The organism is Synechococcus sp. C9, assembly GCF_022984075.1.
Classification (GTDB): Bacteria; Cyanobacteriota; Cyanobacteriia; order Gloeomargaritales; family Gloeomargaritaceae; genus Gloeomargarita.
Window position 1 is genome coordinate 1,587,819 of the sequence record NZ_JALAAD010000001.1, and the last position, 24,964, is coordinate 1,612,782.

The following is a 24,964-nucleotide window of genomic DNA, read 5'->3' on the forward strand; positions in this document are numbered from 1 at the left end:
GAACCAGTCCGGTGTTTAATTTTGTTTCATTTCCTTAGGAGTATTCCCATGATGGCTCGCCTCCGATCCTTGCTGACTGCCACCACCTTGGCTGTAACTCTAGCGGCGGCTCCCGCCCAAGCCAATCCCCTCCAAAATTGGGCTGGTCGTTTGTTGGAATGGGGTCAAAGACGACCCACCCCCAGTACGACGAGTGTGACCGGGTTTGTCCCGCCCGCTGGGGGATTGCCCGCCAATCGGGAAGGGGGTGCCGCCCGGGGTGCCGTGTGTCCCTTTAGCAACCAACGGCTGACCGCCCTCCTGCCCAGTTCCAATCTGGGGTTAACCGCCTCGGCTCGCCCCAGCCTGTTTTTCTACCTGCCTCCCACCGAAGGACGCAGTGTCGAGTTTCTCCTCCAGGACAGCCGGGGGGCGGAACTGTACCAAAGCACCACCCGAATTAACCAATCGGGGATTGTGCGGATTGACCTGCCCAGCAATGCCCCGGAACTGGAAGTGGGACAGACCTACCAGTGGTACCTGTCCGTGATCTGCGACCCGAAAGACCGCACCGCTGATTTGTACGTCCAGGGCTGGGTACAACGGGTGGCCATGCCGGAGAACCTGCAACGGCAACTGCAACAGGCACCTGCTAATGAACGCCCCTACATCTACGCCAGCGCCGGTTTGTGGCATGAAACCCTAGCGACCCTGTTCGAGTTGCGCCAAGCTCAACCGGGGAACACCACCTTGCAAGCTGACTGGATCGCCCTTCTGCGGATGGAAGGACTGGATAAGGTAGCGCAGGAACCCCTGGCTGGTCGGCTCTAGGGGGACAAAAAGTTAGCTTAATTTGAGCGATGGGGTTGGGGTCAAAGGCTCCGACCCAATTTTTTTATCTATACATAGCCATCCTACTTGATTAACAAACAGTATAGTCATTTTTAATAAAAATGCAACATTTTATGAGAAGAGGGTGTAAGATAGAAGAGAAGTAGGAATTAAGGAGAAGAATCAGGATGTGTTACAGTCTGGATTTACGGAAAAAGGTGATAAGTTTCATTGAGAACGGGAATAGTATCACGAAAGCGGCGCGAATCTTCGGCATCAACCGAGCAACCGTGTACCGGTGGCTAGACAGACCCAATCTGGAGCGCACGAGAGTAGTGAGAAGGAAGAGGAAAATCGATATTGCCAGACTGAATCAAGATGTGGAGAAATACCCCGATAAGACTCTTCAGCAAAGAGCACAAGAGTTTGGGGTAGTGCCAAGCTCAATATATTATCAATTGAAGCGGCTAAATATCACGAGAAAAAAAACAGTTTCGCTATCGAGAAAGAAATCATTCCGATAGAATATTACACTACCGGACATTGAGAGAATTAATCAAGAAGTATGGGATAGAAAGTCTGCTATTTATTGATGAGACGGGCTTTGAGAGGTTCGTCAGTCTGATTTATGGTTGGGCTAAACGGGGAAAAAAGATTTATGGAGAGCGTCAGGGACGGCGGTATAAACGAGAGAATCTCGTAGCGGGTCGGCGCAAACATAGCAAGGATTTAATTGCTCCCATGCTATTTGACGGCAGTTTAGATGCGGTGACTTTTGAGCGATGGTTAGAGGTGCATTTATTACCAGCATTGACGAGACTATCGGTGTTAATTTTGGACAACGCACCGATTCATCGTAAGAAACGCATTCGAGAATTAGTGGAAGCGGCGGGGCATATCGTATTATTTTTGCCAACTTATTCCCCAGACCTCAATGACATTGAGCATGACTTTAGCGCATTAAAAAAATTGAGGATGTACGCTCCCCCTGGTACCACCATTGATGAAGTCATTCGTAATTATTGCGCAAGTTAGTGTCGCATTCTAAACCGAAATGACTATAATTCTCCAGAACCAAGTACGGGGGCGGTGCCCCTGCGACCCCTGTTCCACTCTCATTTAGGATTGCTATAACAATTCTGCTTGATTAACGAATAAAAATTTCCCAAAACCAAGGACGGGGCGGTGTCCCTACGACCCTTAATTTTATGATTGCCATACAACCAGTGGTAAATCTATTAGGTAAAAAGATAATTTCAAGAACCAAAACCGGTTGGTGTCCCTGTGACTCTTGATTTTATAATTGCCATACAACCAGTGGTGAATCTATTAGGTAAAAAGATAATTTCAAGAACCAAAACGGGGCACTGCCCTGCGACCGCTAACTTTGAATTGATAGAGGTACTCTCAATTGTATTTTGCCGTGTGTTTATCGTGACGGTTCCGGCATTGCCGATGGCTCAACCGGAGGAATTCACAATTTTCACCGGCGATTTGTCCCGCAGACCATCCCCACCCCGCAGGACAATTTTCTGACCAGGACGGAGTTCGGGATGGCGGATCACCACTTGAGTGCCCATATCCATCACCAATTCCACCGGTACGGCTTGGGCTTGGGGGGGGTCGCCCGTCTGGATCGTAAATACCAACCATTCCTGATTCCGCCTGGTGAGGGCATCCCGGGGAATGACTAAACCGGGAGTACTATTACTTTGTAAATCAGCTTGTACCGCCATCCCTGGCAATAGTCCGGTTGGGGGGTTGCTCAGGCGAATGCGTGCCTGTTGGCGGCGGGAACTGGGGTCGGTGGCGGGAACTACCGCACTGATGGAGGCTGTGGTTTGCCAGCCCGGGAGACTGCGGCTGGTGAGGGTGACGCTTTGACCGGGACGGATTTGCCCCGCTAGGGTTTCCGCCAATTCCAGGTAAATGTCCAGGGCACTGGCATCCACCAGGGTCACCACCGGGTCACCGTTTTCTACGAGACTGCCCACACTCACCGCTCGGGTACGGATGGCACCATCACTGGGAGCGGTAATGCGAGTGCGTTGTTTTTGTAATTCTAATTGCTGTACTAGAGCTTGGGCGGTGGCAACCCGTGCCCGTTGGCTGTCCCGTTCTTCTTGAGTGGCTCCCGCTTGGGCTTCGGCGAGGGCGGCTTGGGCACGCAGGCGATTGCTCCGGGCATCCTCTAAGGCGGTGCGGGCTTCCACCAAGGCTCGTTCGGCGATGGCTCCCTCTTTGACCAGTTGGGTGTCCCGGTTCAGACGGTCTTGGGCTTCCCGTTCCCGGGCTTGGGCGGCTTTGAGTTCCGCTTGCCGTTGGGCAATAATCTCCGGGCGGGTGCCAACTTCCAGGCGAGCCAGGGCACTGCGTTCTTCCGCCAGGCGGGCTTGGGCTTGGGCAAGGGCAAGGGTTTGGTCGCTGTTATCCAAAATGACCAGGGTTTGCCCCCTACGCACCCGGTCCCCCGGTTGTACTAAAATTTCCCGTACCAACCCACTGGTCTGTGCCCGAATGGTGGCTTGGGTGAGGGCTTCTACCTGTCCCAACAGGGTCGTGCGGGTGACCCCTGTGCCGCTTTGAACTGTGGTCACTTCGACGGGACGGGGGGGTGGGGTTTTTTTGCCCGCAGGGGGTGTCGGAGGGCGCAACCAAACTGCTATGCCCCAGAGGATGCCCGCCCCAGGGAGCAACCACCATCCGTATTTGAACCATTGGCGAGGGGAAGCCATAGCCATCACCCTATCTCAGGTTGATAGATTCAATTATCACTATATCTTAAGTTAAGAATTATGTCTTGAGGGCATTTCTAAATAGTAGGGTTACCCAGAACCAAAACGGGGCGGTGCCCTGCGAACCCTGTTCTAAACTTAGTTAAGACTACTATGGCGATCCTACTTGATTTACAACCAAAAATTCTCCAGAACCAAGGGCGGGGGTACCCCCCTGCGACCGCTAACTTTGAATTGATAGAGGTGCTTTTAAGTTAAATAAAAATTATGTCTTGAGGGCATTTCTAAACATTAGGGTTACCCAGAACCAAAACGGGGCGGCGCCCTGCGACCCCTGTTCCACTCTCATTTAGGACTGCTATATATTTTCCAAAAAATGATTGCCCTGCCAGGGGGTCAGGGTTGGGAGCGCATCATCCGCAGGGGGAGGGTGGGTTGGCGCAGGCGTTCGGGCGAGAGGGCGGGGGCATTCGGGAATAAATGGGTACGGAAAAATTCCCGGCTCAGGTGGGCGAGGGCATAGGGCAGGGGGGGGAGTCGCTGGGGAGCCAATTGGCGGGCTTCGTCCAGTCCATCAACATGGTTGGCGGTGGGCAGGATCAGTAAATAATGGTGCTGTCCCCGCAGGCCGGCAAAGGGCTGGATTTGCTCCGGCAAGACGGGGGTGACCCAATCTCCGCCCCCACCAATCACCATCACGGGCACGGTGAGGGGAGCCAAACCCTCTGCCCCCAAAATCCCACCAATGGCTGGGTTAATGGCGACCACGGCCCGAATCCGGGGGTCAGGGAGGGGGGTTGGCCAAGGGTTAATTTCCAGGGCACGGCATTGCAGGAGGAGCAGGGAAAGGTTGAATAATGCCCAATCGCTCTGGCATTGGCGTTGTAACCCCTGGGCTTGGGGTTGGGCACCGGCGGCCACTAGGACGGTGTAGCCCCCCAGGGAATGCCCTAGCAGACCCACCCGTTCCAGGTTCAGCCGTTTTTTCCAAGCTTGGTGCGCCGCTAAATGATCCAAAACCCGTCCCACGTCCCGGGGGCGTTCGGTAAACTCCCGGAGGGCGCTTGGGGGGGGGTGGGTGACCACGACGGCGGCGATGCCCTGGCTGGCTAAATATTCCCCCAGATACATCAAACTGCGCCCGGTTTGACCGATGCCGTGACTGAGTAATACCAGGGGTACTGGCTCCGACCCAGGGGGATAAAATAAATGCACCTTGAGGGAACGCTGGGGCTGGTCGGGGGGGGTAAAACTCCAGGCTTGTTCCCGCCAGGTCGTACCCGTAAAAGCGGGGGTGGTGCCGGTCGGCGGCAGGAGGGGGAGGGCGGCCAGGGCTTGGGCCGTTTGTTGCTGGTGGGTCTGGGCATTGATCAACAAATTGGCTACCGCTAGGGCATCCACCGCCACGGTTTCCGCAGGCAATGCCTGGAGGAGGTTGAGGGCGGTAATGGGTTGGCGTTGTTGCACCACCAGGGTGAGGGCTTGTTTGAGGGCTTGGGGGTCAGGGGGGATGAGCAATTGCCCCAGCCGGTACAGGGCTTGACTGGCCGCTTCCGTATGCAATAAACGCTGGCTTTGGCTTGGGGTCAGGGGTACGGGGTGGGTCAACCAATTGCGTAATTCCTCCAGGGTGGGCGGTGCCAAGAGTTGGGTAAGGGGCGTTAAACTCCCCTGGGGACGACCGGACTGAACCCAGGTTGCCACATCCGCCAGGGTGACGCTCCAGGTGGTCTGACCAGCGATCAGATCGATTCGTTCGGCGGCCAGGGCGGCTCGGGGCAGGCAAAACCACCCCACCAAGACCCAAAATCCAAAAAATTGCCGACCCCACTGCCAAATCCGTAGGTTTACAGGCATGATAAACATAGAACGTTTGCTGTTCCCTCCCCAGCGGTTCCCAATTAATTCTGCGGAACAATCCATTTTTAGACCAGCTTGCGACCTTTGTCCCCTTCCGTCCAGCCGTTATGCCTACCCCCTCCGAACTGCGGGATGCCTACAATGCCGGTGCCCGGTCGTTCCCCCAGGTGCAATTGGCGGGGCAGATGTTGGAAGGAATCGTCCTGAATGAGGCATTCCTCGCCCGGGCCAATCTGCGGGGGGTCTATCTCTGTTATAGCCAGATGGTGGGGGTGAATTTATCCCAGGCCAACCTGCGGCACGGGGAACTGGTGCGGGTGAATTTGAAGCAGGCCAACCTGAGTGAGGCGGATTTGCGGGGGGCCAATCTCCTGGAGGCCAATCTCACCGAGGCGAGTTTGTTCCGGGCGCAGTTGGACGGTGCCAATCTCACCGAAGCCGACCTGGCCTATGGGAATTTACAGCAAGCTAGTTTGAGTGGCGCTATTTTATCCGGGTGCAACCTGCGGGCAGTGGATATGCAGGGTGCCTATCTGGCCCGGGTTGCCCTGGCGGGGGCGGATTTGGGGGAGGCTAACCTGGAGGGGGCGGTGTTGACCCAGGGGGAATTGAGCGGGGTGAGTTTGACCCAGGCCAACCTGCGGGGGGCGGATTTGGCGGGCAGTAACCTCACCCGGGCCGACCTGTACCGGGCGGATTTGACGGGGGCAAACCTGATCCGGGCTAATCTGACGGCGGCGGAATTGGGGCGAGCCTGTCTGCGCCAAGCCTGTTTGAGTGCGGCCACCTTGAACCGAGCCATGTTGCAGGGGGCGGACCTGAGTGGTGGGGAGGAATGGACCGATTTGAGTTCCGCCATCTTGACCGATGCCAATCTCACGGATGCGGACCTGCGCCGGGTCAACCTCACCCGTGCCAATTTGAGTGGTGCCGTGCTCATGGGGGCGGATTTGCGGGGGGCGCAACTGTGGGGCACCAATCTCACCAATGCCAACCTGGTGGGGGTCACCTTGGCGGGCACGGATTTACGCATGACCACCCTGACCGATGCCAAAATGCACCGCTGTGACCTCTCCGGCTGTAATCTCCAGGGGGTGGATTTGAGTCGGCGGGAATTGACCGGCGTGAATTTTCACCAGGCGGATTTGCGGGGAGCCAATCTCAGCCGCACGGTTCTGACCCAGGCGGACTTGATGGATGTCCTGCTGGCGGGAGCGGACCTGAGCGAAGCGGATTTGCGGGGGGCACGGCTGACCCAACAGGTGGCGGGGGCAAATTTGAAGGGGGCCCGTCTGCCCAACGGTCGCTTGGTTGCTTAGCACCCGCTTCGGTTACAATTTATAGATGAATTGCAAATTCTGGTAACACCATGACTCCAACCTTGGCAAATTTTTTGTACAGTTTGCTGGCGGGGACAGTGATTGTCGTGATTCCCGTCACAGCGGCGTTGATCTTTGTCAGCCAAAAGGATAAAATCCGGCGGTCGTCCTAGGAAATGCCATTTAGAATGGGGTTAGGCGTGAGCCGTGAAGGTCTCTCTGCCGCTCTGTATTGATCTGTAAAGGAGCCTGCCGTGGGTATTGGTATCCCCGCCCCAATTTTTTTGGGCATTATTTTAATTTTGGGAAGTTTGATTTTATTCTTCCTGGGGCGACTGCGGCCTTCCCTGCGGCGGGACTCGGATGTGGTTTATGCGGTGATTGGTCTGCTGAGCGGGCTGATCCTGCTGGCGAATTTTGGCAACCTGGGGTTTGGGCTGGTATTTCAACAGGTGCTGATGATCGGGGCATTGGTGGCCCTGACCTGGGAAAATTTGATTTTGCGGGGGAAAAATCCCCCCAACCGCGGTAGGGAAATCCCGCCCCGCCGTCCCCGGGAAAACTACACCCCCCCCAGCTATCGGGAAGCGGAATCCTACCGGGATTACCAACGGGATTATGACTACGAGGAAGCGCCCCGTCGTCCTAGCCGTCGTCGTAGTGAAGTCGTGCTTGACCCGGTGGATGCCTGGGAAGCGGAATTGCCCCAATCGCCCCGGGCCCGGATGCGGGGGGAAACGGCCAACCCAGCCCCCAGTCGCTATCGGGATTGGGAGCGGGAGGAAACTGACCGGGATGCGGAGGAAACGGCTATTGTCACGGCGGCACCCCCCCGTCAGGAAACTACGCCGCCCCGGCCCCGTCGTCCTCGTCCCCAATACCCCCCCCGGCGGAGTCGTCCCAGCGACCTGGAACTGGATAATTCCAGTAATTTTGACGATGAGGACTTTTAGGGCATCCCCTGCCCCCAGGCCAGCCACACCCCCTGCACCAGAAAGGCGGGTAAAAAATTCACCACCGGCATTTTTTTAATCTCCAACACATCCAGCCCCGTCGCCAGCAGGAGGAGTCCCCCCAGGGCATTGACCTCCCGCACCGCCATTTCTGGCAGTCCTTGCCCCCACCCATAGGCCAGCAGGGTCAACCCCGCCTGGTAAAGGAACAGGGGAATTCCTGCCCAAGCCACCCCCACCCCCAAGGTACTGCCCAACAGCAGGGCGGCCACCCCATCCATGAGGGTTTTTTGGAGCAAAATCAGGGGGAATTGCCCCAACCCGGCCTCGAAACAGCCCAGCAGGGTCATGGCACCCACACAAAACAGCAGAAATCCCCGACTCATCCCCGCAGACACCCCGGCGAATTGGCCCCCCAACCAGCGATTCAGACGGGCTTCCAGACCCAAGCCTTCCCCCAGGGCCGCCCCCCCCAACAGGCTCAATCCCAACACCCACGGGGCACGGGTGGGCAGTACCAACCCCATCCCCAAAGCCAAAAGAAACACCCCCAACCCCTGCACCCACCGCTCCAGCAAGGCCGCAGGCAAATAACGTCGCCCGTACCAGCCCACCCAACCCGCCACCAGCACGGTCAGGGCATTCACCCCGCTCGGCCAGAGTACCCACAGCCACGCCATCAACAGACCATCAGGGTGAATAGCGTTTATCAAGGGTGGTACGACCATCAGGCATTTGGGTCCCCACCAATTTAGCCCCCGTGAGATTCGCCCGCCCCAGATTCGCTCGGGTCAAATTTGCCTCAGTCAAATCCGCATACCAAAGATTGGCGCAACTCAAATCCGCCCCCACCAGATTCGCCCGTTTGAGATTGGTACGGCTGAGGTTTGCCCCCGTAAAATTAGCCCCATCAAACGTACCCCAACTCAAATCCGCCTTGTTCAACGTAGCTTCGACAAAAGAACAGAGCTTGGCATTCACCCGGGTGAGGATGGCACCGGTTAAATTTGCCTGATCCAAACAGGCTTCTTCGAGGGCGGCACGGGTCAAATCCGCATGGGACAAATTCGCCCGCAGGAGGGTGGCTTTTTTGAGGTTGGTACTAATGGGAACGGCGGCTCCCACCAGGTTATTTACCGCCTGACCTCCCAATTTCATACATCCAAAATTTGCCCCGGTCAAATCCGCTTCGGTCAAATCCGCTTCAATTAAATTCGCCCCCGCAAAATTCGCATTTTTCAGAATCGCCCCTGCCATTTTAATGCGCCGCAGTACCGCCCGACTCAAATCCGCATCCTGCAAGATAATTTCATTCAAAACCGCATCAATTAACGAGACCTGAATTAACTTGACCCCGGTAAAATCCCGCACCCCCTTTTGATACCGCCGCAGTAATTCCTCCGCATAGGTTTCCAGGGGTATATCCACCTCGTCACTGGTGAGGTTTACCGGGCTACCCGAGTCGTACACCCCGTTGGTAATGGTGGGCGTAGCTTTGGGGGTCATGGGGGGCGTAGAGCGGGGGGGTAGGGAATCGGCCGCTGTCCCCAAGCTAAAAACCTCCATCCATTCCGGGAAGGTTTCCCCCGCTTGCAGGGCATAGACCTTCACCGTGCGGATGGACGGCACTTCCAAACGGGTCAAGCCCTGGCGAATGATATGCAGACATTGCCGCTGGTCGGGGGTGGTTTTGCCCGTCAGGACGACTTCCAAACAGCCCTGCCGTAACTTCGCTTGCGCCGTCACCCCCTGGGCGGTCAGGGCTTGGGTCATCAGGGCGGCAATCGCCTGGGGGTCACCCTGCTTCGCCTGGTGCAGGAGGTTGGCAATGCTCATGTCACAAGGCTCCGATGGGGTATTCCAAGGACAGGCTGATACCAATTGCCAGGACTACCATGAGAACAACCGCAAAAATACGGAAAAAAGCAGGTTCACCTTGGCTTCATCTTACACGAATTTCCGGTACCCTGGGGGAGCTTCCTATCAATGCCCTATTGGGAACTTTTCAGTGCGATATTTCATCATGAAGGCAGTTACGTCGCCGCACAGGTTGCGTACAGAATTTATTTGAGGCACGACTTAGCTCAATGGGTTGGCGTGCCGGAGTGACCTCGCCCTCACCTGTGGGAAATTGCCGAGAAATCCGTTAAGGTAGCTCTAGCGGCATCCCATCGGAATTTCCAAAATCACTTCCAACGGGGTGCGCTGTATGGGATTTGGGTTGATACGTTTGGCAAAGACCATGGCACGGTTTGAGGAGGTGGGTTACCCCCGGCGGGGCTGGTGGGTCGCTGGGGCAATTCTCCTGGGCACGGGAACTGGTCTGTGGGTGGGGGGGAGTTTTTTCGTGCGGGAAAAGCTGGCACCCCTGATTTCCCAAGAATTGAGTCGCACCCTGAACCGCCCGGTCACTTTGGGCAAGGTGGAACGGTTTGGCTGGACGGGGGTACGCTTTGGGGCTTCCACCATCCCGGCGACGGCGACGGACCCGGATTATCTGCAAGTCCAGGGGATTGAGGTGCAGTTTCAACCCTGGCAGTTGTTCCAAGCACGGCGGTTAGATATTCAGGTAAATTTAATCCAACCGCAAGCCGTATTGCACCAGTCCTCGGATCGGCGCTGGCTCCGCATTACCCCTGCCATCGGGGCAGAGACCAGTCCTCCCCCCATCCAGGTGCAGGTGACCCAGGTGCGCTTGCGTGGGGGGCAGGTGACCTTGGTGCCCTGGGCAACCCGGCGGGCGCAGACCTACGCACAGATTCAGGCTCAGGTGCGTCCGGGGAGGGAGCAAATTACCTTTCAAACCCAAGCCCAAGCCCCGGCTGGCGGCTCCCTAGACTTGGCAGGCATCTGGGATTTGCAGACACATTCCCTCCAGGCGCACCTCCAAACCCAGGAGATGGCACTCCCGCCGGTGGGGGAATTGGTGGGCAGTCATACCCCATTGCCCGTGACCCTGCGCCAGGGACGGATGACCAGCGACCTCAAACTGGCTTGGCAGAGGGGGCAAATGCCGCAGATTACGGGACCGGTGCAAGTGCGGGGGGGGGTGGTGGCGGCTCCCCAATGGGGACAGGTGCGACCGGAAGTGAACGCCCGTTTCCAACTCACTCCACAGGAAGTGCAAGTGACCCAGGGGCAAATTCGCCTGGTTGGGGTGGAGGTGGGGGTCACTGGGAACATCCATTTCCAACGGGGTTATGACCTCACGGCGCAGGTACCAGGGGTAGCCCTTGCCCAGGTGACGCAATCCTTGGGGCTAAAATCCCCCGTTCAGGGGCGGGTGCAATCCGAGTGGGTGGTGCGGGGTGCCCTGGCGCAACCCTCTATCCGGGGGCGATTGACTGCCCTGGGTGCCCTAAAAATTGACCAAACCACCCTGGAACAGGCAACTGCCGAGGTGGTGCTTAGCCAAGGGGGGGTGGAGATTCCTCGTTTTCAGGTGGGGTTGGCTGGGGCGCAGGTGCGGGGTGCAGGGCGGATTGACCCCCAACAACGCCTGGCTATTCGTTTTCAGGGCACTGCCCAACCGGAGCGCTGGTTGCCACCGGGGGAAACCCTGCCTCTGCGGGTGGGAAATGTGATGGTACAGGGGCAATTGCAGGGAACGTTACCCCAGCCCCAGGTCTCAATGGACTTTCAGGCTCCCCAAGCCCAAATACCTCTGCGGGGGCAGATGCAATGGCGGGCGGAGCGGTTGCAATTCCGGGCGCAAGGGGAACAGGTGCAGGCAATGGGCGAAGTGAATACCCGCACCCTAGCCGCCGATGTGCAAGTGCAGGTGCGCCAGTACGACCTCAAGGGGTTGCCCCTGGCATTGCCTTTGGATTTGGCGCTGCGGGGGGAGGTGGACTTCCAGGGACGACTGCGGGGGAATTTGCGGCAACCGGAAATTAGCGGGGATTTGGGGCTGATCGGTCTGCGGGTGAACCACTGGCAGTTTGAACCGCAACTGCGGGGGACGGCGAGTTTTGCGGCTGACCGGGGACTGCGGCTGGATGTGCGGGGGGTGCAGGACCAGGTGGCGGTGAATATGGTGCCTGGGTCATTGCCGCGCACGGTGACGATTCGCCGGGGTCAAGCCCTCATCCAAGGGCAAGGGCGGGATGGCACACTGGCGGTGAATTTTCGCCATATTCCCCTGGCTTTGTTCAGCGGCGGTCTGTTGCAGGGGGACTTGCAGGGAACGGGGCTGTGGGATGGACTGCAACAACGGGCGACGGGGCAGTTGCAGGTGGATCAGGCTCGCTGGGGGAATCTGGTGGCGACCAAGCTGGGCGGGCAGTTCCAGTGGCGCAATCAGGAACTCACCCTCAGCCAGGGGGAATTGCACCAACGCCAGAGTCGTTATCACTTTGAGGGGCAGGCACGGTTCCAGCCCCAGTTACGATGGCAGGCGCGGATTCAGGCGGTGGAGGCGGAAATTCAAGACCTGGTACCGGCTCTACTCACCACCCCCCAGCCCGGTGCCAATGCCCTGGCGGTCACCCCCGTTGGTGCACCGAACCTCCCCCTGGGGGAGCAATTGGCGTATTTCAACCAGGTGCAGGCGCAGGTGCAACAGTACGTCGCCAACCAACAAAAAGCCCTGGGGTTACCCGATCTGCAGGAATTGCGGGGGCGATGGCAGGGGCAGGCGACCCTGGAGGGCAATCACCGGGGGGAACTGGCGGCGAATTTTGACCTGCGGGGGCGGGACTGGGCGTGGGGGCAGTACAAAGCCGAACGTTTAACCCTGCAGGGACGTTATGAAGGCACACTACAACAGGGGCGATTCACCCTCCAGCCCTTGCAGTTCGTCCAAGGGGAAAGCCAAATGCTTTTCACCGGGGTACTGGGGGGGCAACAGCAGACCGGGCAACTCCTGCTCAGCCAGATTCCCATTGCCTACCTGACCCAACTGCTCCCGATTCCCGGGGAATTGACCGGCTTGGTGAGCGGTAGGGCGACCTTGGGGGGAAACCAAGCCAACCTCCAAGCCAAGGGAGAGGTGCGGATTCAGGATGGTACTTGGGAGCGTACCCCCATCCAGGTGGCGCAATCCAGTTTTAACTACAACCAAGGGCGGTTGGACTTTGGGGCGGAACTGTTGGTGAGTGACCAAACCAGCGGCGTGGAGCCAGTGCGAGCCAGAGGCAGTGTGCCGCTCCAGTTGCCCTTTAGCACGACCAAAGCCAGCGATGACCAGATTCAATTGAGCCTCCAGGTCAAAAACAGCGGACTGAACCTGATCAACAGCTTGAATCCCTTTGCCCAGTGGCAGGGGGGCGCGGGGGAAATCCAGGTAGATGTGGCGGGCACGTGGCGGGAACCCCGTTTGAGCGGGCTGGCACGCTTCCAAGGAGCCAAGGTCGCCCTGGCGGGTCTGGGGGATACCTTGGAAAATCTCACCGGGGAAATTCGCTTTTTGGATGACCGTCTGGATGCGAAACAACTGCAAGCCCAACTCAACGGCGGCACCCTGACCCTGGAGGGGATTTTACCCATCAGCCGTCCCCTCACCCCGGCGGACCCAGCCTACAAACAGCCCCTCACCCTGACCCTGTTACCCGCCCGCATCGAGCAAAAAAATATCTACAGCGGGTCAGCCAGCGCCCAAGTCACCATTACCGGCAGTGCCCAAGCCCCGGTGGTAGGCGGTGAGATTCAACTCAGCCAAGGGCGGGTGATGCTAGCCGATGCCTTACTCCGAGGGGCGGAGGAACCCCAAACCAGCAATGGGACAGTCAGCGAGAGTGCCCCGGTGGACAATGGTAATGGACAAAAAAACGGTCAACCCAAGGGTCAAAAAGCCCGGTTTCAGGACTTAAAAATTCGTTTGGGTCAAGGGGTGCAGGTGGTGCGTAGCCCAAACTTAAATGTCACTACCGAGGGCACCCTCACCCTCAACGGTCCTTTAGCGCAACCCCAACCCAGCGGCACCCTGACCCTCGACCGGGGGGAAGTGAACCTATTTCTCACCCGTTTCCGTTTGGACCGCACCTACAAAAATCAGGTGGTTTTCGACCCCCGCTACGGTTTTGACCCGGAACTGGATTTACGCCTGACCACCACCGTCACCCAGGGTGCCAATCAACTGGCGGGAACGATTTTGCAACGGCAGGGGAACTTCCCCAGTGAGGTGCCCATTACCGTGGCGGAACGGGTGCAGGGGTTGGAGGCGGTACGGATTCAAGCCAGTATTGCCGGTCGTGCCAGCCGTTTACCCAACGGGTTGACCTTGAGCAGTAGCCCCAGCCGCACCCAGGAACAAATTGTTGCCCTACTGGGGGGATTTTCCGCCAATTCCAGTCCTGAATCTGCCCAATTATTCCTCACCAGCCTCGCCAGTCAAACCCTGTTAAATGAAATTTCCCGTTCCTTTGAAACGGATTTTGGCGGCATTTCCTGGCGGTTTTTCCCCACTGTGTTACCCGCTCTGCCCGATAGTCGCAATTTGCAACAGTCTGCCCTAGCTTTGGGGGGGGAAGTGCGGTTAGATATTCGCCGGTTTTCTGCTTCGTTTCTGCAAATGTTCACCAGTTTTGGCAATTCGGTCAGCGACCCCAATTTATCCCAATTGACTTTAGCTTACCGGATTAATAACCAGCTACGGATTCGGGCGGTGGGTTCTTCGGACCGGGATAACCGGGTAATTATTGAATACAATAAACAATTCTAAAAAGCCATCCTCAACAGCCATAGCAATTCTCTTTGATTAACGTTAGCTTGCGTGCCGTAGGCATACAAACATTCCTCAGAACCAGGGCGGGGCGGTGCCCTGCGACGAGCAGTGAGGAGTAAGGAGTGAGAAGCGAGAAGTGAGATTCCCTAGAACCAAGGGCGGGGGCAGGGAACCTCAGTCCATACCCCCATCCATCCTGGCTAAATTGGCACGTTAGGCTGGTGTGATCCCGGCGATCCGTCCCCCTTGGCGGTGGATTTGTTGCATCCGCTGGAGCAGTTGGTCGTAGGGCACCAAAAAGCTGGTGGTCACCCGGCGCACCTTGGGATAGCCCGGGCCAGCCAAACCGGCGACTTCCACCCGGTACATCCGGGCATCCTGGCCGAGGGTGGGACCTTGGCGGGATTGGGTGACGGTGTTTTGGGGGGCACGGTAGGCCCAGGCATCATTCACCCCGGCGGGACCCACGACGGTGCTGGCTTTGTTTTGCGCCAATTCCCAGTTCAAGCGGGGGCTGGTGCGTTCCAGTTGGCTCCGGTCGCTGTTGGCATAGCCCCGGTAGAGCCGGAAGATGCGGGTAAATCCGGCAATTTTTTGCCCCGGTTGCGTCCAAAAGCCCCGGTAGGTGGGAACGGTATGTTCCCCAAAATTGGCTTGGTACTCCGGGCTGTCAATGTAGCTGTCAATTTCCGCATCGTAGCCCTGGGCATGGTACAAGTCCAGGTGAAAGCTGATTTCGCTTTGGTCGTAGGGTGCCCGCCCCAGCAGGTGTTTGTAATTCAGTTCGATGAAACGGTTGTTGGCATTGGGGTAAAAGAATTTTTGTTTATACAGTTCTGATTTGGCGACCGCCCGCACCAATTCCCGCACGGTGATGTTGCCGTTACGGAGTTGGGATTCGGCGTAGGTGAGCCGTTCACTTTTCATTAGGTAATCGTTGCCCAGGACTTGGCGGTAAACGGCGCGGATCACCAGGTCTGTGTCCATCGGACTGCGCCATTCGATGCGGTCTTGCGGGGAAAAATCGCTGATGCCCAGGTTTTGGGCGGAGGTGGATTGGGTCATAACAACTCCAAATGGGGGTTCGGTTCTGAATTTTCTAATAAAATGGTGAAAAGTTTATAAATGCGCCCAGTTTTCGCAATAAAATGTAGCTTCATTTAGCAATTATTGATGTTTACCTGGGAATTGCCGCCAGCGATGGATGGGATGGACAGGCTGGTTAAGATGGAGGATACAGCCTGTTTGGGCAAGGGCGCATGAGTAGGTCGGAACCGACGGTGTGCGGGCGATGGGAGTGGGAACCGGCGGGTATCCGTTGCACGCCTGAGTTGGCAACCCAACTGGAATTGAGCGGGGAAGTGTGTTCCCTTGACCAGTGGTGGGAGCGGGTGCCAGTGGCGGAACAGGCGCAGGTACAAAAGGCTTGGCAGGATTGGTTGGCGGGGGAAGGGGAGTTGCGCGTGGGGCATGGGTGGCTATTACCCCGGGGCGGGTGGCGCTGGTTGTGGGTGATTGGACAGGTGTGGCGGGGTCAGCGGTTGGGTTGGGTGCTGGATATGACGACCCTGACGGCTCCGGGGGAAATGGATCGGGAGGAGTTGCAAACGGTTTTGGATGCGTTTCCGGGTACGGTGTCCTGGATTGGTCAGGATTTGCGGTATTTGGGGGTGAATCGCCAGTTGGCGCATTCGTTGAATTTGCCCGTGACGGCGTTTCCGGGGCGTGAGGTGGGGTTTCTCAGCCCTGATCCGGTGTTTAACGAGTTTGTCCGGGGGGTGTTTGCCGACCCCGATCCCCATCTGCAACGGGAGTTGGAATTGCAGGTGCCGGTGGGAGACGGTAGCCATAAAACGTTTCTGGTCATGGCGCAAAAATACCAGCAGGGGCGTGCCGCCGTGTTTGTCGGGGTGGACATTACGGAGCGGCGGCGGGTGGAAGCCCAACTGCGTTATAGCGAGGACCGGTTCCGGCGGTTGATTGAGGATTTGCAGGTGGGGGTGCAGTTGTGGAATCCCCAGGGGGAAGTGGTTCTGACCAATCGGGCGGCGTTGGCTATGCTCGGGCTGACGGAGCGGGAGTTGCGGCGCTACCATCTGCGGGCACCCTATTGGAATGTGATTGATGAGGAAGGGAACCCGATGGCGGCGGAGGATTTACCGGTGGTACGGGCTGTGGCGGATAGACAGAGTGTCCGCAACCTGGTGATGGGGGTCTATCGCCAACGGTATCAGGACCGGGTGTGGTTGTTGGTGACGGCGGAACCCCAGGTGGATGACAAAGGGCAGGTGGTGCAGGTGATTTGTACGTTCAGTGACATTACCGAGCGGCGGCGGGTGGAGCAGGCATTGCGGGAAAGTCGGGAGCGGTATGCCCTGGCGGTGGCGGGGGCGAATGATGGTCTCTGGGACTGGGATTTGAGTACCAATGCCATGTATTTTTCCAGCCGGTGGCAGGAGATGTTGGGCTACGAGGCGGGGGAAATCAGCCCCAACCCGGATGAGTGGATGGACCGGATTCACCCGGAGGACCGGGACCGGGTGCGGAAGGAATTGGCGGCGCATTTGACCGGGTTGACCCCCCATTTTGAAAGCGAACATCGGGTAGTGCATCGGGATGGTACCTACCGCTGGATGCTTTGCCGGGGATTGGCGGTGCGGGATACGGACGGGCAGGTGTACCGGATGGCGGGTTCCCAAACGGATATTACCCAGCGCAAGCAGACGGAATCCCAACTGCGCTACGATGCCACCCACGATTCCCTGACGGATTTGGCGAATCGGGCTTTGTTTTTGGAATGTTTGGAGCAGGCATTGCGCCGTCGTCAGGATTGCCCCCAGGGGGTGAATTTTGCGGTTTTGTTTTTAGATTTAGACCGTTTCAAAATTGTCAATGACAGTTTGGGGCACATGAGCGGCGACCGGTTGTTGGTGGCGATTGCCCGGCAGTTGCGCGCCTGTCTGCGCCCGGGGGATGTGCTGGCACGGTTTGGGGGGGATGAGTTTGCCATTTTACTGCATGGGATCACCAGTGCCCTGGATGCCCGTTTGATCGCCGAGCAGATTCATCGGGTATTTCGGGAACCCTTTGCCCTGGAAACGGATGGGCTGGAGGTGTTTACCAGTGCCAGTATTGGGGTGGTGCTGGGACCGGGGCACTATACCCGCCCGGAGGAGGTGCTACGGGATGTGGATGCGGCGATGCACCAGGCGAAATTGCAGGGGAAAGCCTGTACCGTCGTCTTTGACCATGCCATGCACGTCCAAGCTCTGCGCCTGCTTCAGGTGGAGACGGATTTACGGCGGGCGATTGAACGGCAGGAATTGTGCATTTTTTACCAGCCAATTGTTTCCTTGGTGACCGGCGGGTTGACCGGGTTTGAGGCGTTGGTGCGCTGGCGGCATCCCCAGTGGGGCTTGGTGTCCCCGGGGGAATTTATCCCCTTGGCGGAGGAAACCGGGTTGATCCTCCCTTTGGGGCGGTGGGTACTGCACCAGTCCTGTCAGCAGATGCGCCAGTGGCAAAAAAACCTACCGGGAGCCGACCTCCTCACCATCAGCGTCAACCTTTCCGGGCGACAACTTTTGCAACCCCATTTGCTGGAACAGGTCGGGGAAATCCTCACGGAGACGGGGTTAGACCCCCAGTTTTTGCGCTTGGAAATCACCGAGAGTGTGTTGGGCGACTACGACGAGGCGGTGACGATTTTGAAAAAACTTAAGGATTTGGGGGTGGATGCCTGTATTGACGATTTTGGTACAGGGCATTCGTCCTTAAGTCGTCTGCATCGCTTTCCCATTGACCGCTTGAAGATTGACCAATCCTTTGTCTCCCAGGCGGAGCATGACCGGGAATCGGGGGAAATCATCCGCACCATCATGTCCCTCGCCCAAAGCCTGCAGATGGATGTGATCGCTGAGGGGGTGGAGACCCGGGCGCAACGCCAGTTACTCCAAAACTTAAACTGCCAGTATGCCCAGGGGTTTTTGTTTTCCCGACCCTTACCCAGTGCGGACGTGGAGCAATTACTCCGCCAGTCCCCCGGTTGGTGAATCGGGATAGACCACTTCAATCACGGTATGCACATTCCCCCGGGGGTTGAAATCCGCTTTCAAACGCACCGCAAGAGGGGCGGCAACGGCGACAAAATCATCCAGAATTTGGTTGGCGGCGGCTTCGTGGGCAATCCGTTTATCCCGATAACTATTGATATATAGTTTGATGGATTTAAGTTCTACCACCCGCTGGTCAGGAATGTAGTCCAGGTAAATGGTGGCAAAATCAGGGTAGCCGGAAAAGGGGCATTTACAGGTAAATTCGGGCAGGGTAATGCGAATCCAATAATGCCGACCGGGGCGAGGGTTGGGAAAGGTGAGCAGTTCCCCTTCCCGGATCAATCGCTCGCCGTAGGGTTCCGAGGTGGTGGTCATCGGGGCAAAAGGGCATAGACTTTATCACTATAACAATCCTGGGCAATGGATGGGAATATGGCAATCCGATTCGATGAACAAACAGAAATTTTTCAGAGTCAAATATGGGGACAACGCCCTTGTAACCCTTGATTTTTTAAGTATAAAATTTACTCACAATGCCAAGGAGTGAGAAGTGAGGAGTGAGAAGCGAGATTCCCCAGAACCAAGGCCGGGGGCGGTGCCCCTGTGACCCCTGTTCTAAACTCAGTTAGGATGGCTATATTGCGTAATCCATTGAAGATTGCTACAGGATTTCCATTAGTTCAATCGGTAACCCATCGTAGTCTTGAATAAACGCCACTCGATAATTTTTTTGCCCAATGGTTTGGGGTGTTGGTGCAAGTAATACTTTTGGTGGCTCGGGTAATTGTTCCCTCAGTTGGTTGAGAAGATTTTCCAAGTTTTCGACCCGAAAAGAAAGATGATAATAACCCACATAATGTTCATCCCCAAAGGCATCGGGAGCGGGACGGGGCAGGGGTACTTGCATCAATTCCAAACGGGTGCCCAGCCCTTCCAACCAACAGGCTAACGTGATCCCCGCCGTAAATCGCTCAATGACTGCAAACCCCAAGACTGTATAAAATTCCATCGCCCGATGAATATTGCCGGTGCGAATCGCAATATGATGATATTGGATTAACTTTGACATTACCAATCCCGCAAGGGTCACTAAAATCATTCCCGCCCACCATTATCCACCAGTTTATGGTGCCATGCGCTAGGGTGGATGGGAGTATCACGACCTGCGACCCATGACCGATGCTTTTGCCCGCCGCCATTTGGGGCTGACTTCTGAGGATCAAGCCATCATCCTGCGCTTTTTGGGCTGTCCTGACCTCGATACCTTGATTGACCAGGTAGTACCGGCACAGCTACGCACCCAAACACCCCTGCATACCCCAGCGGCACAGACGGAGTATCAAGCCCTGAAAACCCTCAAAGCCCTGGCACAACAGAACCAACTTTGGCAAAGTTTTCTGGGAATGGGTTATTACAATTGCATTACTCCGCCCGTCATTCAGCGCAACATTTTAGAACATCCGGGTTGGTACACGTCCTATACGCCCTATCAGGCGGAAATTGCCCAAGGTCGTCTGGAGGCGTTGTTCAATTTTCAAACCTTGATTACGGAATTGACGGGGTTAGAAATTGCCAATGCGTCCCTGTTGGATGAGGCAACGGCGGCGGCGGAAGCGATGATTTTGAGCTATCAGGTGCATCATCAACAACGGCGGGTCTTTTGGGTGGATCAGCACTGCTGGCCGCAAACGTTGGCGGTTCTGCAAACCCGTGCCACAGCCCTGGGTATGGATTTACGCATTGCCCCGCTGGCAGATTTTCATTTGGATGAAACCACCTGTGGTTGTTTGGTACAATATCCCAATTCCTATGGGGTTTTGGTTGATCCCCAGCCGGTTTTCGCTCAGGCGCAAGCAGTCGGGGCATTACGGATCATGGCCGCTGATGTGTTGAGTTTGGCACTGTTGAAACCACCGGGGGCTTGGGGAGCGGATATTGCGGTTGGCAGTACCCAACGGTTGGGCGTGCCCCTGGGCTATGGGGGCCCCCATGCGGCCTATTTTGCGACTCGCTCCATGTACAAACGGCAGGTGCCAGGACGGATGGTGGGTTTATCCAAGGATAGTCAGGGACGACCTGCGCTACGATTGGCTCTGCAAACCCGGGAACAACATATCCGCCGGGAGCGGGCGACCAGCAATATCTGTACAGCACAAGTACTGTTGGCGGTGGTGGCGAGTATGTACGGGGTCTATCACGGAGCCGAGGGGTTGCGGCGCATTGCCCAGCAAATTCATCATCAGGCGCAGGTGTTGGCGAAAGGCTGTGCCCAATTGGGTTATGCGGTGCGGTTGCAGGCATTTTTTGATACGGTTTTTTTGGAATTAAATTCTGCCCAACGTCAGGCACTTCAGGAACGCTTTTACCAGGCTCAAATTAATCTAAATTGGTTTTATCCTGAAGGGGTGGGAATCAGTTTGGATGAAACCACTGAATGGTCGGATGTGGAACGGTTACTGCGTCTATTGAACGGGGGTCAGGAATTGCCCTTTGCGTTTCAGGAATGGGTGGATCAGACGGCATATGAGTACCCAGAAATGTGGGCGCGAACCGGGGATTTTCTCACCCAGGAAGTGTTTCGGCAATATCATTCGGAAACAGAATTTTTACGCTACCTTTATCGCTTACAAAGTCGGGATTTGTCCCTCACAACCGCGATGATGCCCTTGGGTTCCTGCACCATGAAATTGAATGCCACGAGTGAAATGGTGCCGATTTCCTGGCCCGAATTTAATCAAATTCATCCCTTTGTGCCGTTGGAACAAACCCAGGGGTATCAACGCCTGTTTCGGGATTTGACCACCTGGTTGGCGGATATGACCGGTCTGCCGGGGGTGTCGTTGCAACCGAATGCGGGTTCCCAGGGGGAATTGACGGGGTTGTTAGTCATTCGTCAGTACCATCAACAGCGGGGAGAACCCCAACGCCGGGTGTGTCTGATTCCCCAGTCGGCGCATGGTACGAATCCAGCGAGTGCAGTGATGGCGGGGTTCCAGGTGGTGCCGATCGCCTGCGATAAACAGGGGAATGTGAATAGTGACGATTTACACACAAAAGCCAGCCAATATGCAGACGAATTAGCCGCATTGATGCTCACCTATCCCTCGACGCACGGGGTGTTTGAAACCGGGGTGCGGGAGTTGTGCCAGGTGGTGCATGCGTTTGGGGGGCAGGTGTATCTGGACGGGGCGAACCTGAATGCGCTGGTGGGCTTGTGTCGTCCGGGGGAATTGGGGTTTGATGTCTGCCATGTGAATTTGCATAAAACCTTCTGCATTCCGCATGGGGGGGGCGGGCCGGGGATGGGGCCGATTGTGGTGGCGGAGCATTTGCAAGCCTTTCTGCCCACTCATCCGCTGATCCCTACAGGCGGCGATCAGAGTATCGGGACAATTGCGGCGGCTCCCTGGAGTAGTGCCAGTATTTTGCCCATCTCTTGGATGTATATGGTACTGATGGGAGCAGAAGGTTTGACCCAGGCGACCCGTTTGGCGATTTTGAATGCGAATTACATTGCCCAACGCTTAGACCCCTATTTCCCGGTGCTGTATCGGGGCAAGTATGGCTGGGTGGCGCACGAGTGTATCTTGGATTTGCGCCCTTTGAAGGCTCAGACGGGGGTGGAGGTGGAGGATGTGGCGAAACGGTTGATGGATTACGGGTTTCATGCGCCGACCGTGTCCTGGCCGGTGGCGGGGACGATGATGGTGGAACCGACGGAAAGCGAATCCCTGCGGGAGTTGGACCGGTTTTGCGAGGCGATGATTGGTATTTACCACGAGGCGATGGCGATTGCCCAGGGGCAGGCGGACCCCCAGGATAATCTGCTCAAAAATGCCCCCCACCCGGCGGAAGTTGTCATTACAGATACCTGGCATCATCCCTACAGTCGGGAACAGGCTGCCTATCCGGTAGCGGGGTTACGGGCATATAAATTTTGGTCACCGGTGGCTCGGATTGACAATGCCTACGGGGATCGCCACCTGGTCTGTAGTTGTCCACCCCTACTGGATGACGACCATTAAGGAACTTTAAGGATGTCCGCCCCCTGGGTCGAGGTGCTGGTGGATGTCCCCGGCTCAACCGCAGTCCTGACCTATCAAGCGCTGGCGGGGGTCACCCCGGGGGATGTGGTGCAGGTGCCCCTGTCCGGTCGGTCGGTGGCGGGGTTGGTGCTGGGCTGGGCGGCGCAATTGCCCCCTGGGATAACGGCGGCGCAGGTGAAACCCATTACTGCCATTGTCCAGACCCAGTTATTCCCAGGCGATTACTTGCCGTTATTACAAAAGGTGGCGGATTACTACCAAACGTCCCTGGTCAATGTATTGCGTTTAGCATTACCGCCGGGGGTCTTTCGTCGCAGTCAAACCCGGATTAAGGTGACGGCAACCGAGGCTCCCCCTACCCTGTCAGCTAAGGCGCAAACGCTCTGGGAGGTGCTGAGTACCGGAAGCGGGGACTACAGCCGCCGGTATCTGGAGCAAAAGGTACCGGGTTGTGGGGCGGCACTGCGGGAATTGGCTCGGTATGGTTTAATTACAAGTTACTGCTATTTCCCCGGTTCCCCCCAGGCGCAGTACCGGAAGTTGGTGATGTTGGGGACGGGGGACACTACGACTTTGACCCCAGCCCAGCAACGGGTGGTGGAGGTTTTGCGGCACCGGGGGGGAGAACTCTGGTGGCATGAATTACAAAAGCAGGTCAAAACCAGTGCCAGCACCCTGGAAAAATTAGCCGAATTGGGGGTGGTGAGTTGCGAAAAACGGCAGTGGCTCCGGCGGGAGATGGGGGCGGTGACAGCGGATCAACCCCGCAGTTTGACCCCAGCCCAGCAACAGGCGGTGGCGCACATTACCCAGGCGATAGCGTCCCAACAATATACGGAAATATTACTGCACGGGATCACGGGTTCGGGCAAGACGGAAGTGTATTTACAGGTGATTGCCGGGGTGTTGGCGCAGGGAAAACAAGCCTTAGTCCTGATCCCGGAAATTGGTCTGACTCCCCAGTTGACGGAGCGGTTTCGGGCACGGTTTGGCGAGCGGGTGTGGGTGTATCACAGCGGGCTGTCGGAGGGGGAGCGGTACGATACCTGGCGGGCGGTTTGGCAGGGGTCAGCGGGGGTGGTGATTGGCACCCGGTCGGCGGTGTTTGCTCCGTTGCCCCGATTGGGGTTGGTGATTCTGGATGAGGAGCACGATGCCAGTTTCAAACAGAGCCAGATGACCCCTTGTTACCATGCCCGGACGGTAGCCCAGTGGCGGGCACAAGCCGTAGCCTGTCCGATGGTGTTGGGTTCGGCGACCCCCAGTGCAGAAACCTGGCAACGGTTGGCGGGGGGCATTCATTACCTATCCCTACCGGAGCGGGTGCCTGCTCGTCCCTTGCCGCCCATGCGGTTGGTGGATATGCGAGTGGAATTGGCGAAAAAAAATTTCTCCCTGTTCAGCCAACTGGTTCAGGAAAAACTCGGGCAATTGCGGGCGCAGGGGCAACAGGCGATTGTGTTTGTCCCCCGCCGGGGTCACAGTACGTTCGTATCCTGCCGTGCCTGTGGTTATGTCCTGCCCTGTCCCCGGTGCGATGTGTCCCTCACCTACCATCAGCCGGAAGCCAACCAGCAACCTTTATTATTTTGTCATTACTGCAATTGGCGGCAACTACAACCGCAACGCTGTCCCGCCTGTGGTTCCGCCTTTCTCAAACATTTTGGCTGTGGCACCCAGCGGGTGGTGCAGGAATTGGGGCGGTTGTACCCGGAGTTGCGGGTGTTGCGGTATGACCGGGACAGTACCACTACCAAAGGGGCGCATCAGGAAATCATGCAGGCGTTTCAGAACGGGGCGGCGGATGTGCTGGTGGGAACCCAGATGCTCACCAAGGGGCTGGATATGCCGAACGTGACCCTGGTGGTGGTGTTGGCGGCGGATGGGCTGTTGCACCTGGGGGATTACCGGGCGCAGGAGCGGGCGGCGCAAACCCTGGTGCAGGTGGCGGGGCGGGCGGGGCGGGGCGACCAACCCGGTGAGGTGATCATCCAAACCTATAGCTATGAACACCCAGTGCTATCCGCCGTTTGCCGCTATCAATACCCAGACTTTCTGGAGCAGGAATTGCAGTCCCGCCGGGAGTTGGGGTATCCCCCCTGGGGCAGGTTAATTCTCCTGCGCTTGAGTGGTCTGGACGCTGGCTTGGTTGAGCAAACCGCCCAGAAATTAGCATTACAATTGCAGGATGAAACCTGGGAATGTATTGGTCCAGCCCCCGCCTTTATCCCCCGCATCGCCAACCGCTACCGCTGGCAATTGTTATTAAAAAATACGGACAATTCCCCTCCGCCCAACCTCCAGCCCTTGCATCGCCTCTGTCCGCCGGGGGTGCAGTTGTTGATTGATGTGGACCCGCTGGAATTGCTGTAGCTGTCCTAGCCTTTAACAAAAAAATTGCCAATTTGCAATAAATTTATCTCGATGTGAAGCAAGGTATCAAATTGTTGCGGTCACGGGGCAGAGGGCAACGGCGGGGTGGGTTTTCGGTAAGAATACTCATAGACCAATTTGTGTGACAG

General features: G+C 56.9%; 15 protein-coding genes and 1 pseudogene. 9 read left to right on the forward strand and 7 right to left on the reverse strand.

What is annotated here, in order from left to right; all coding sequences use genetic code 11:
• The first annotated feature begins 48 nt into the window (after positions 1–48).
• Together MLD66_RS07945 and MLD66_RS07950 are read left to right on the forward strand one after the other, a co-directional pair.
• Positions 49–810, forward strand: coding sequence for a DUF928 domain-containing protein (locus MLD66_RS07945; protein ID WP_247216737.1), 762 nt, complete (start codon positions 49–51; stop codon positions 808–810).
• A 188-nt stretch (positions 811–998) separates the two neighbouring features.
• Positions 999–1,845, forward strand: a pseudogene (locus MLD66_RS07950) (IS630 family transposase).
• 425 nt (positions 1,846–2,270) lie between these two features.
• On the opposite strand, the gene MLD66_RS07955 reads toward MLD66_RS07950, so the two are convergent.
• Together MLD66_RS07955 and MLD66_RS07960 are read right to left on the reverse strand one after the other, a co-directional pair.
• Positions 2,271–3,551, reverse strand: a complete 1,281-nt coding sequence (locus MLD66_RS07955) for an efflux RND transporter periplasmic adaptor subunit (RefSeq protein ID WP_247216739.1) — start codon at positions 3,549–3,551, stop codon at positions 2,271–2,273.
• A gap of 390 nt (positions 3,552–3,941) precedes the next feature.
• Positions 3,942–5,411: an alpha/beta hydrolase gene (locus MLD66_RS07960; protein ID WP_247216741.1), complete on the reverse strand. Its 1,470-nt coding sequence runs from the start codon at positions 5,409–5,411 to the stop codon at positions 3,942–3,944.
• 101 nt (positions 5,412–5,512) lie between these two features.
• Here MLD66_RS07960 and MLD66_RS14520 point away from each other — a divergent pair, with 101 nt between their 5' ends.
• The 3 genes from MLD66_RS14520 to MLD66_RS07980 all read left to right on the forward strand — a co-directional run bounded on the left by MLD66_RS14520 (position 5,513) and on the right by MLD66_RS07980 (position 7,677).
• Positions 5,513–6,724, forward strand: coding sequence for a pentapeptide repeat-containing protein (locus tag MLD66_RS14520; protein WP_281438437.1), 1,212 nt, complete (start codon positions 5,513–5,515; stop codon positions 6,722–6,724).
• A 50-nt stretch (positions 6,725–6,774) separates the two neighbouring features.
• On the forward strand, positions 6,775–6,897 hold the full coding sequence (locus MLD66_RS07975; RefSeq protein ID WP_247216743.1) for a photosystem II reaction center X protein: 123 nt from the start codon (positions 6,775–6,777) through the stop codon (positions 6,895–6,897).
• An 81-nt stretch (positions 6,898–6,978) separates the two neighbouring features.
• Positions 6,979–7,677 (forward strand): Ycf66 family protein, encoded by a 699-nt coding sequence (locus tag MLD66_RS07980; protein ID WP_247216745.1) that lies wholly within the window; start codon positions 6,979–6,981, stop codon positions 7,675–7,677.
• Here MLD66_RS07980 and MLD66_RS07985 read toward each other — a convergent pair.
• Together MLD66_RS07985 and MLD66_RS07990 are read right to left on the reverse strand one after the other, a co-directional pair.
• Positions 7,674–8,405: a DUF554 family protein gene (locus MLD66_RS07985; RefSeq protein ID WP_247216747.1), complete on the reverse strand. Its 732-nt coding sequence runs from the start codon at positions 8,403–8,405 to the stop codon at positions 7,674–7,676. The genes MLD66_RS07980 and MLD66_RS07985 overlap by 4 nt on opposite strands.
• Complete coding sequence (locus MLD66_RS07990; protein ID WP_247216749.1) at positions 8,368–9,513, reverse strand: pentapeptide repeat-containing protein; 1,146 nt, start codon at positions 9,511–9,513, stop codon at positions 8,368–8,370. Before MLD66_RS07990 ends, MLD66_RS07985 begins: the two co-directional genes overlap by 38 nt.
• Before the next feature lie 373 nt (positions 9,514–9,886).
• Between MLD66_RS07990 and MLD66_RS07995 the strand changes: the two genes are divergently transcribed.
• Positions 9,887–14,338, forward strand: coding sequence for a translocation/assembly module TamB domain-containing protein (locus tag MLD66_RS07995; RefSeq protein WP_247216751.1), 4,452 nt, complete (start codon positions 9,887–9,889; stop codon positions 14,336–14,338).
• A gap of 216 nt (positions 14,339–14,554) precedes the next feature.
• Here the strand turns inward: MLD66_RS07995 and MLD66_RS08000 are convergent, their stop codons facing one another.
• Positions 14,555–15,406, reverse strand: a complete 852-nt coding sequence (locus tag MLD66_RS08000) for a phycobilisome linker polypeptide (RefSeq protein ID WP_247216752.1) — start codon at positions 15,404–15,406, stop codon at positions 14,555–14,557.
• Positions 15,407–15,600: 194 nt separating this feature from the next.
• On the opposite strand from MLD66_RS08000, the gene MLD66_RS08005 reads away from it, so the two are divergent.
• Positions 15,601–18,393 carry an EAL domain-containing protein gene (locus MLD66_RS08005; protein ID WP_247216754.1) on the forward strand — a complete coding sequence of 931 codons (2,793 nt, stop codon included), beginning with the start codon at positions 15,601–15,603 and terminating at the stop codon, positions 18,391–18,393.
• Here the strand turns inward: MLD66_RS08005 and queF are convergent.
• Positions 18,367–18,771, reverse strand: coding sequence for a preQ(1) synthase (gene queF, locus MLD66_RS08010; RefSeq protein ID WP_247216756.1), 405 nt, complete (start codon positions 18,769–18,771; stop codon positions 18,367–18,369). The genes MLD66_RS08005 and queF overlap by 27 nt on opposite strands.
• A gap of 286 nt (positions 18,772–19,057) precedes the next feature.
• Positions 19,058–19,465 carry a VOC family protein gene (locus MLD66_RS08015; RefSeq protein WP_247216758.1) on the reverse strand — a complete coding sequence of 136 codons (408 nt, stop codon included), beginning with the start codon at positions 19,463–19,465 and terminating at the stop codon, positions 19,058–19,060.
• A gap of 103 nt (positions 19,466–19,568) precedes the next feature.
• Between MLD66_RS08015 and gcvP the strand changes: the two genes are divergently transcribed.
• On the forward strand, positions 19,569–22,421 hold the full coding sequence (gcvP, locus tag MLD66_RS08020) for an aminomethyl-transferring glycine dehydrogenase (RefSeq protein ID WP_247216759.1): 2,853 nt from the start codon (positions 19,569–19,571) through the stop codon (positions 22,419–22,421).
• A 12-nt stretch (positions 22,422–22,433) separates the two neighbouring features.
• On the forward strand, positions 22,434–24,815 hold the full coding sequence (gene priA, locus MLD66_RS08025; RefSeq protein ID WP_247216761.1) for a primosomal protein N': 2,382 nt from the start codon (positions 22,434–22,436) through the stop codon (positions 24,813–24,815).
• Positions 24,816–24,964: the final 149 nt, after the last annotated feature.

What these genes read in the sequence shown, in the direction of transcription:
- MLD66_RS07945 (WP_247216737.1), top strand. Translation starts at nt 49, where the DNA reads ATGATGGCTCGCCTCCGATCCTTGCTGACTGCCACCACCTTGGCTGTA.
- MLD66_RS07955 (WP_247216739.1), bottom strand. Translation starts at nt 3,551, where the DNA reads ATGGCTATGGCTTCCCCTCGCCAATGGTTCAAATACGGATGGTGGTTG.
- MLD66_RS07960 (WP_247216741.1), bottom strand. Translation starts at nt 5,411, where the DNA reads ATGTTTATCATGCCTGTAAACCTACGGATTTGGCAGTGGGGTCGGCAA.
- MLD66_RS14520 (WP_281438437.1), top strand. Translation starts at nt 5,513, where the DNA reads ATGCCTACCCCCTCCGAACTGCGGGATGCCTACAATGCCGGTGCCCGG.
- MLD66_RS07975 (WP_247216743.1), top strand. Translation starts at nt 6,775, where the DNA reads ATGACTCCAACCTTGGCAAATTTTTTGTACAGTTTGCTGGCGGGGACA.
- MLD66_RS07985 (WP_247216747.1), bottom strand. Translation starts at nt 8,405, where the DNA reads ATGGTCGTACCACCCTTGATAAACGCTATTCACCCTGATGGTCTGTTG.
- MLD66_RS07990 (WP_247216749.1), bottom strand. Translation starts at nt 9,513, where the DNA reads ATGAGCATTGCCAACCTCCTGCACCAGGCGAAGCAGGGTGACCCCCAG.
- MLD66_RS07995 (WP_247216751.1), top strand. Translation starts at nt 9,887, where the DNA reads ATGGGATTTGGGTTGATACGTTTGGCAAAGACCATGGCACGGTTTGAG.
- MLD66_RS08000 (WP_247216752.1), bottom strand. Translation starts at nt 15,406, where the DNA reads ATGACCCAATCCACCTCCGCCCAAAACCTGGGCATCAGCGATTTTTCC.
- MLD66_RS08005 (WP_247216754.1), top strand. Translation starts at nt 15,601, where the DNA reads ATGAGTAGGTCGGAACCGACGGTGTGCGGGCGATGGGAGTGGGAACCG.
- queF (WP_247216756.1), bottom strand. Translation starts at nt 18,771, where the DNA reads ATGACCACCACCTCGGAACCCTACGGCGAGCGATTGATCCGGGAAGGG.
- MLD66_RS08015 (WP_247216758.1), bottom strand. Translation starts at nt 19,465, where the DNA reads ATGTCAAAGTTAATCCAATATCATCATATTGCGATTCGCACCGGCAAT.
- gcvP (WP_247216759.1), top strand. Translation starts at nt 19,569, where the DNA reads ATGACCGATGCTTTTGCCCGCCGCCATTTGGGGCTGACTTCTGAGGAT.
- priA (WP_247216761.1), top strand. Translation starts at nt 22,434, where the DNA reads ATGTCCGCCCCCTGGGTCGAGGTGCTGGTGGATGTCCCCGGCTCAACC.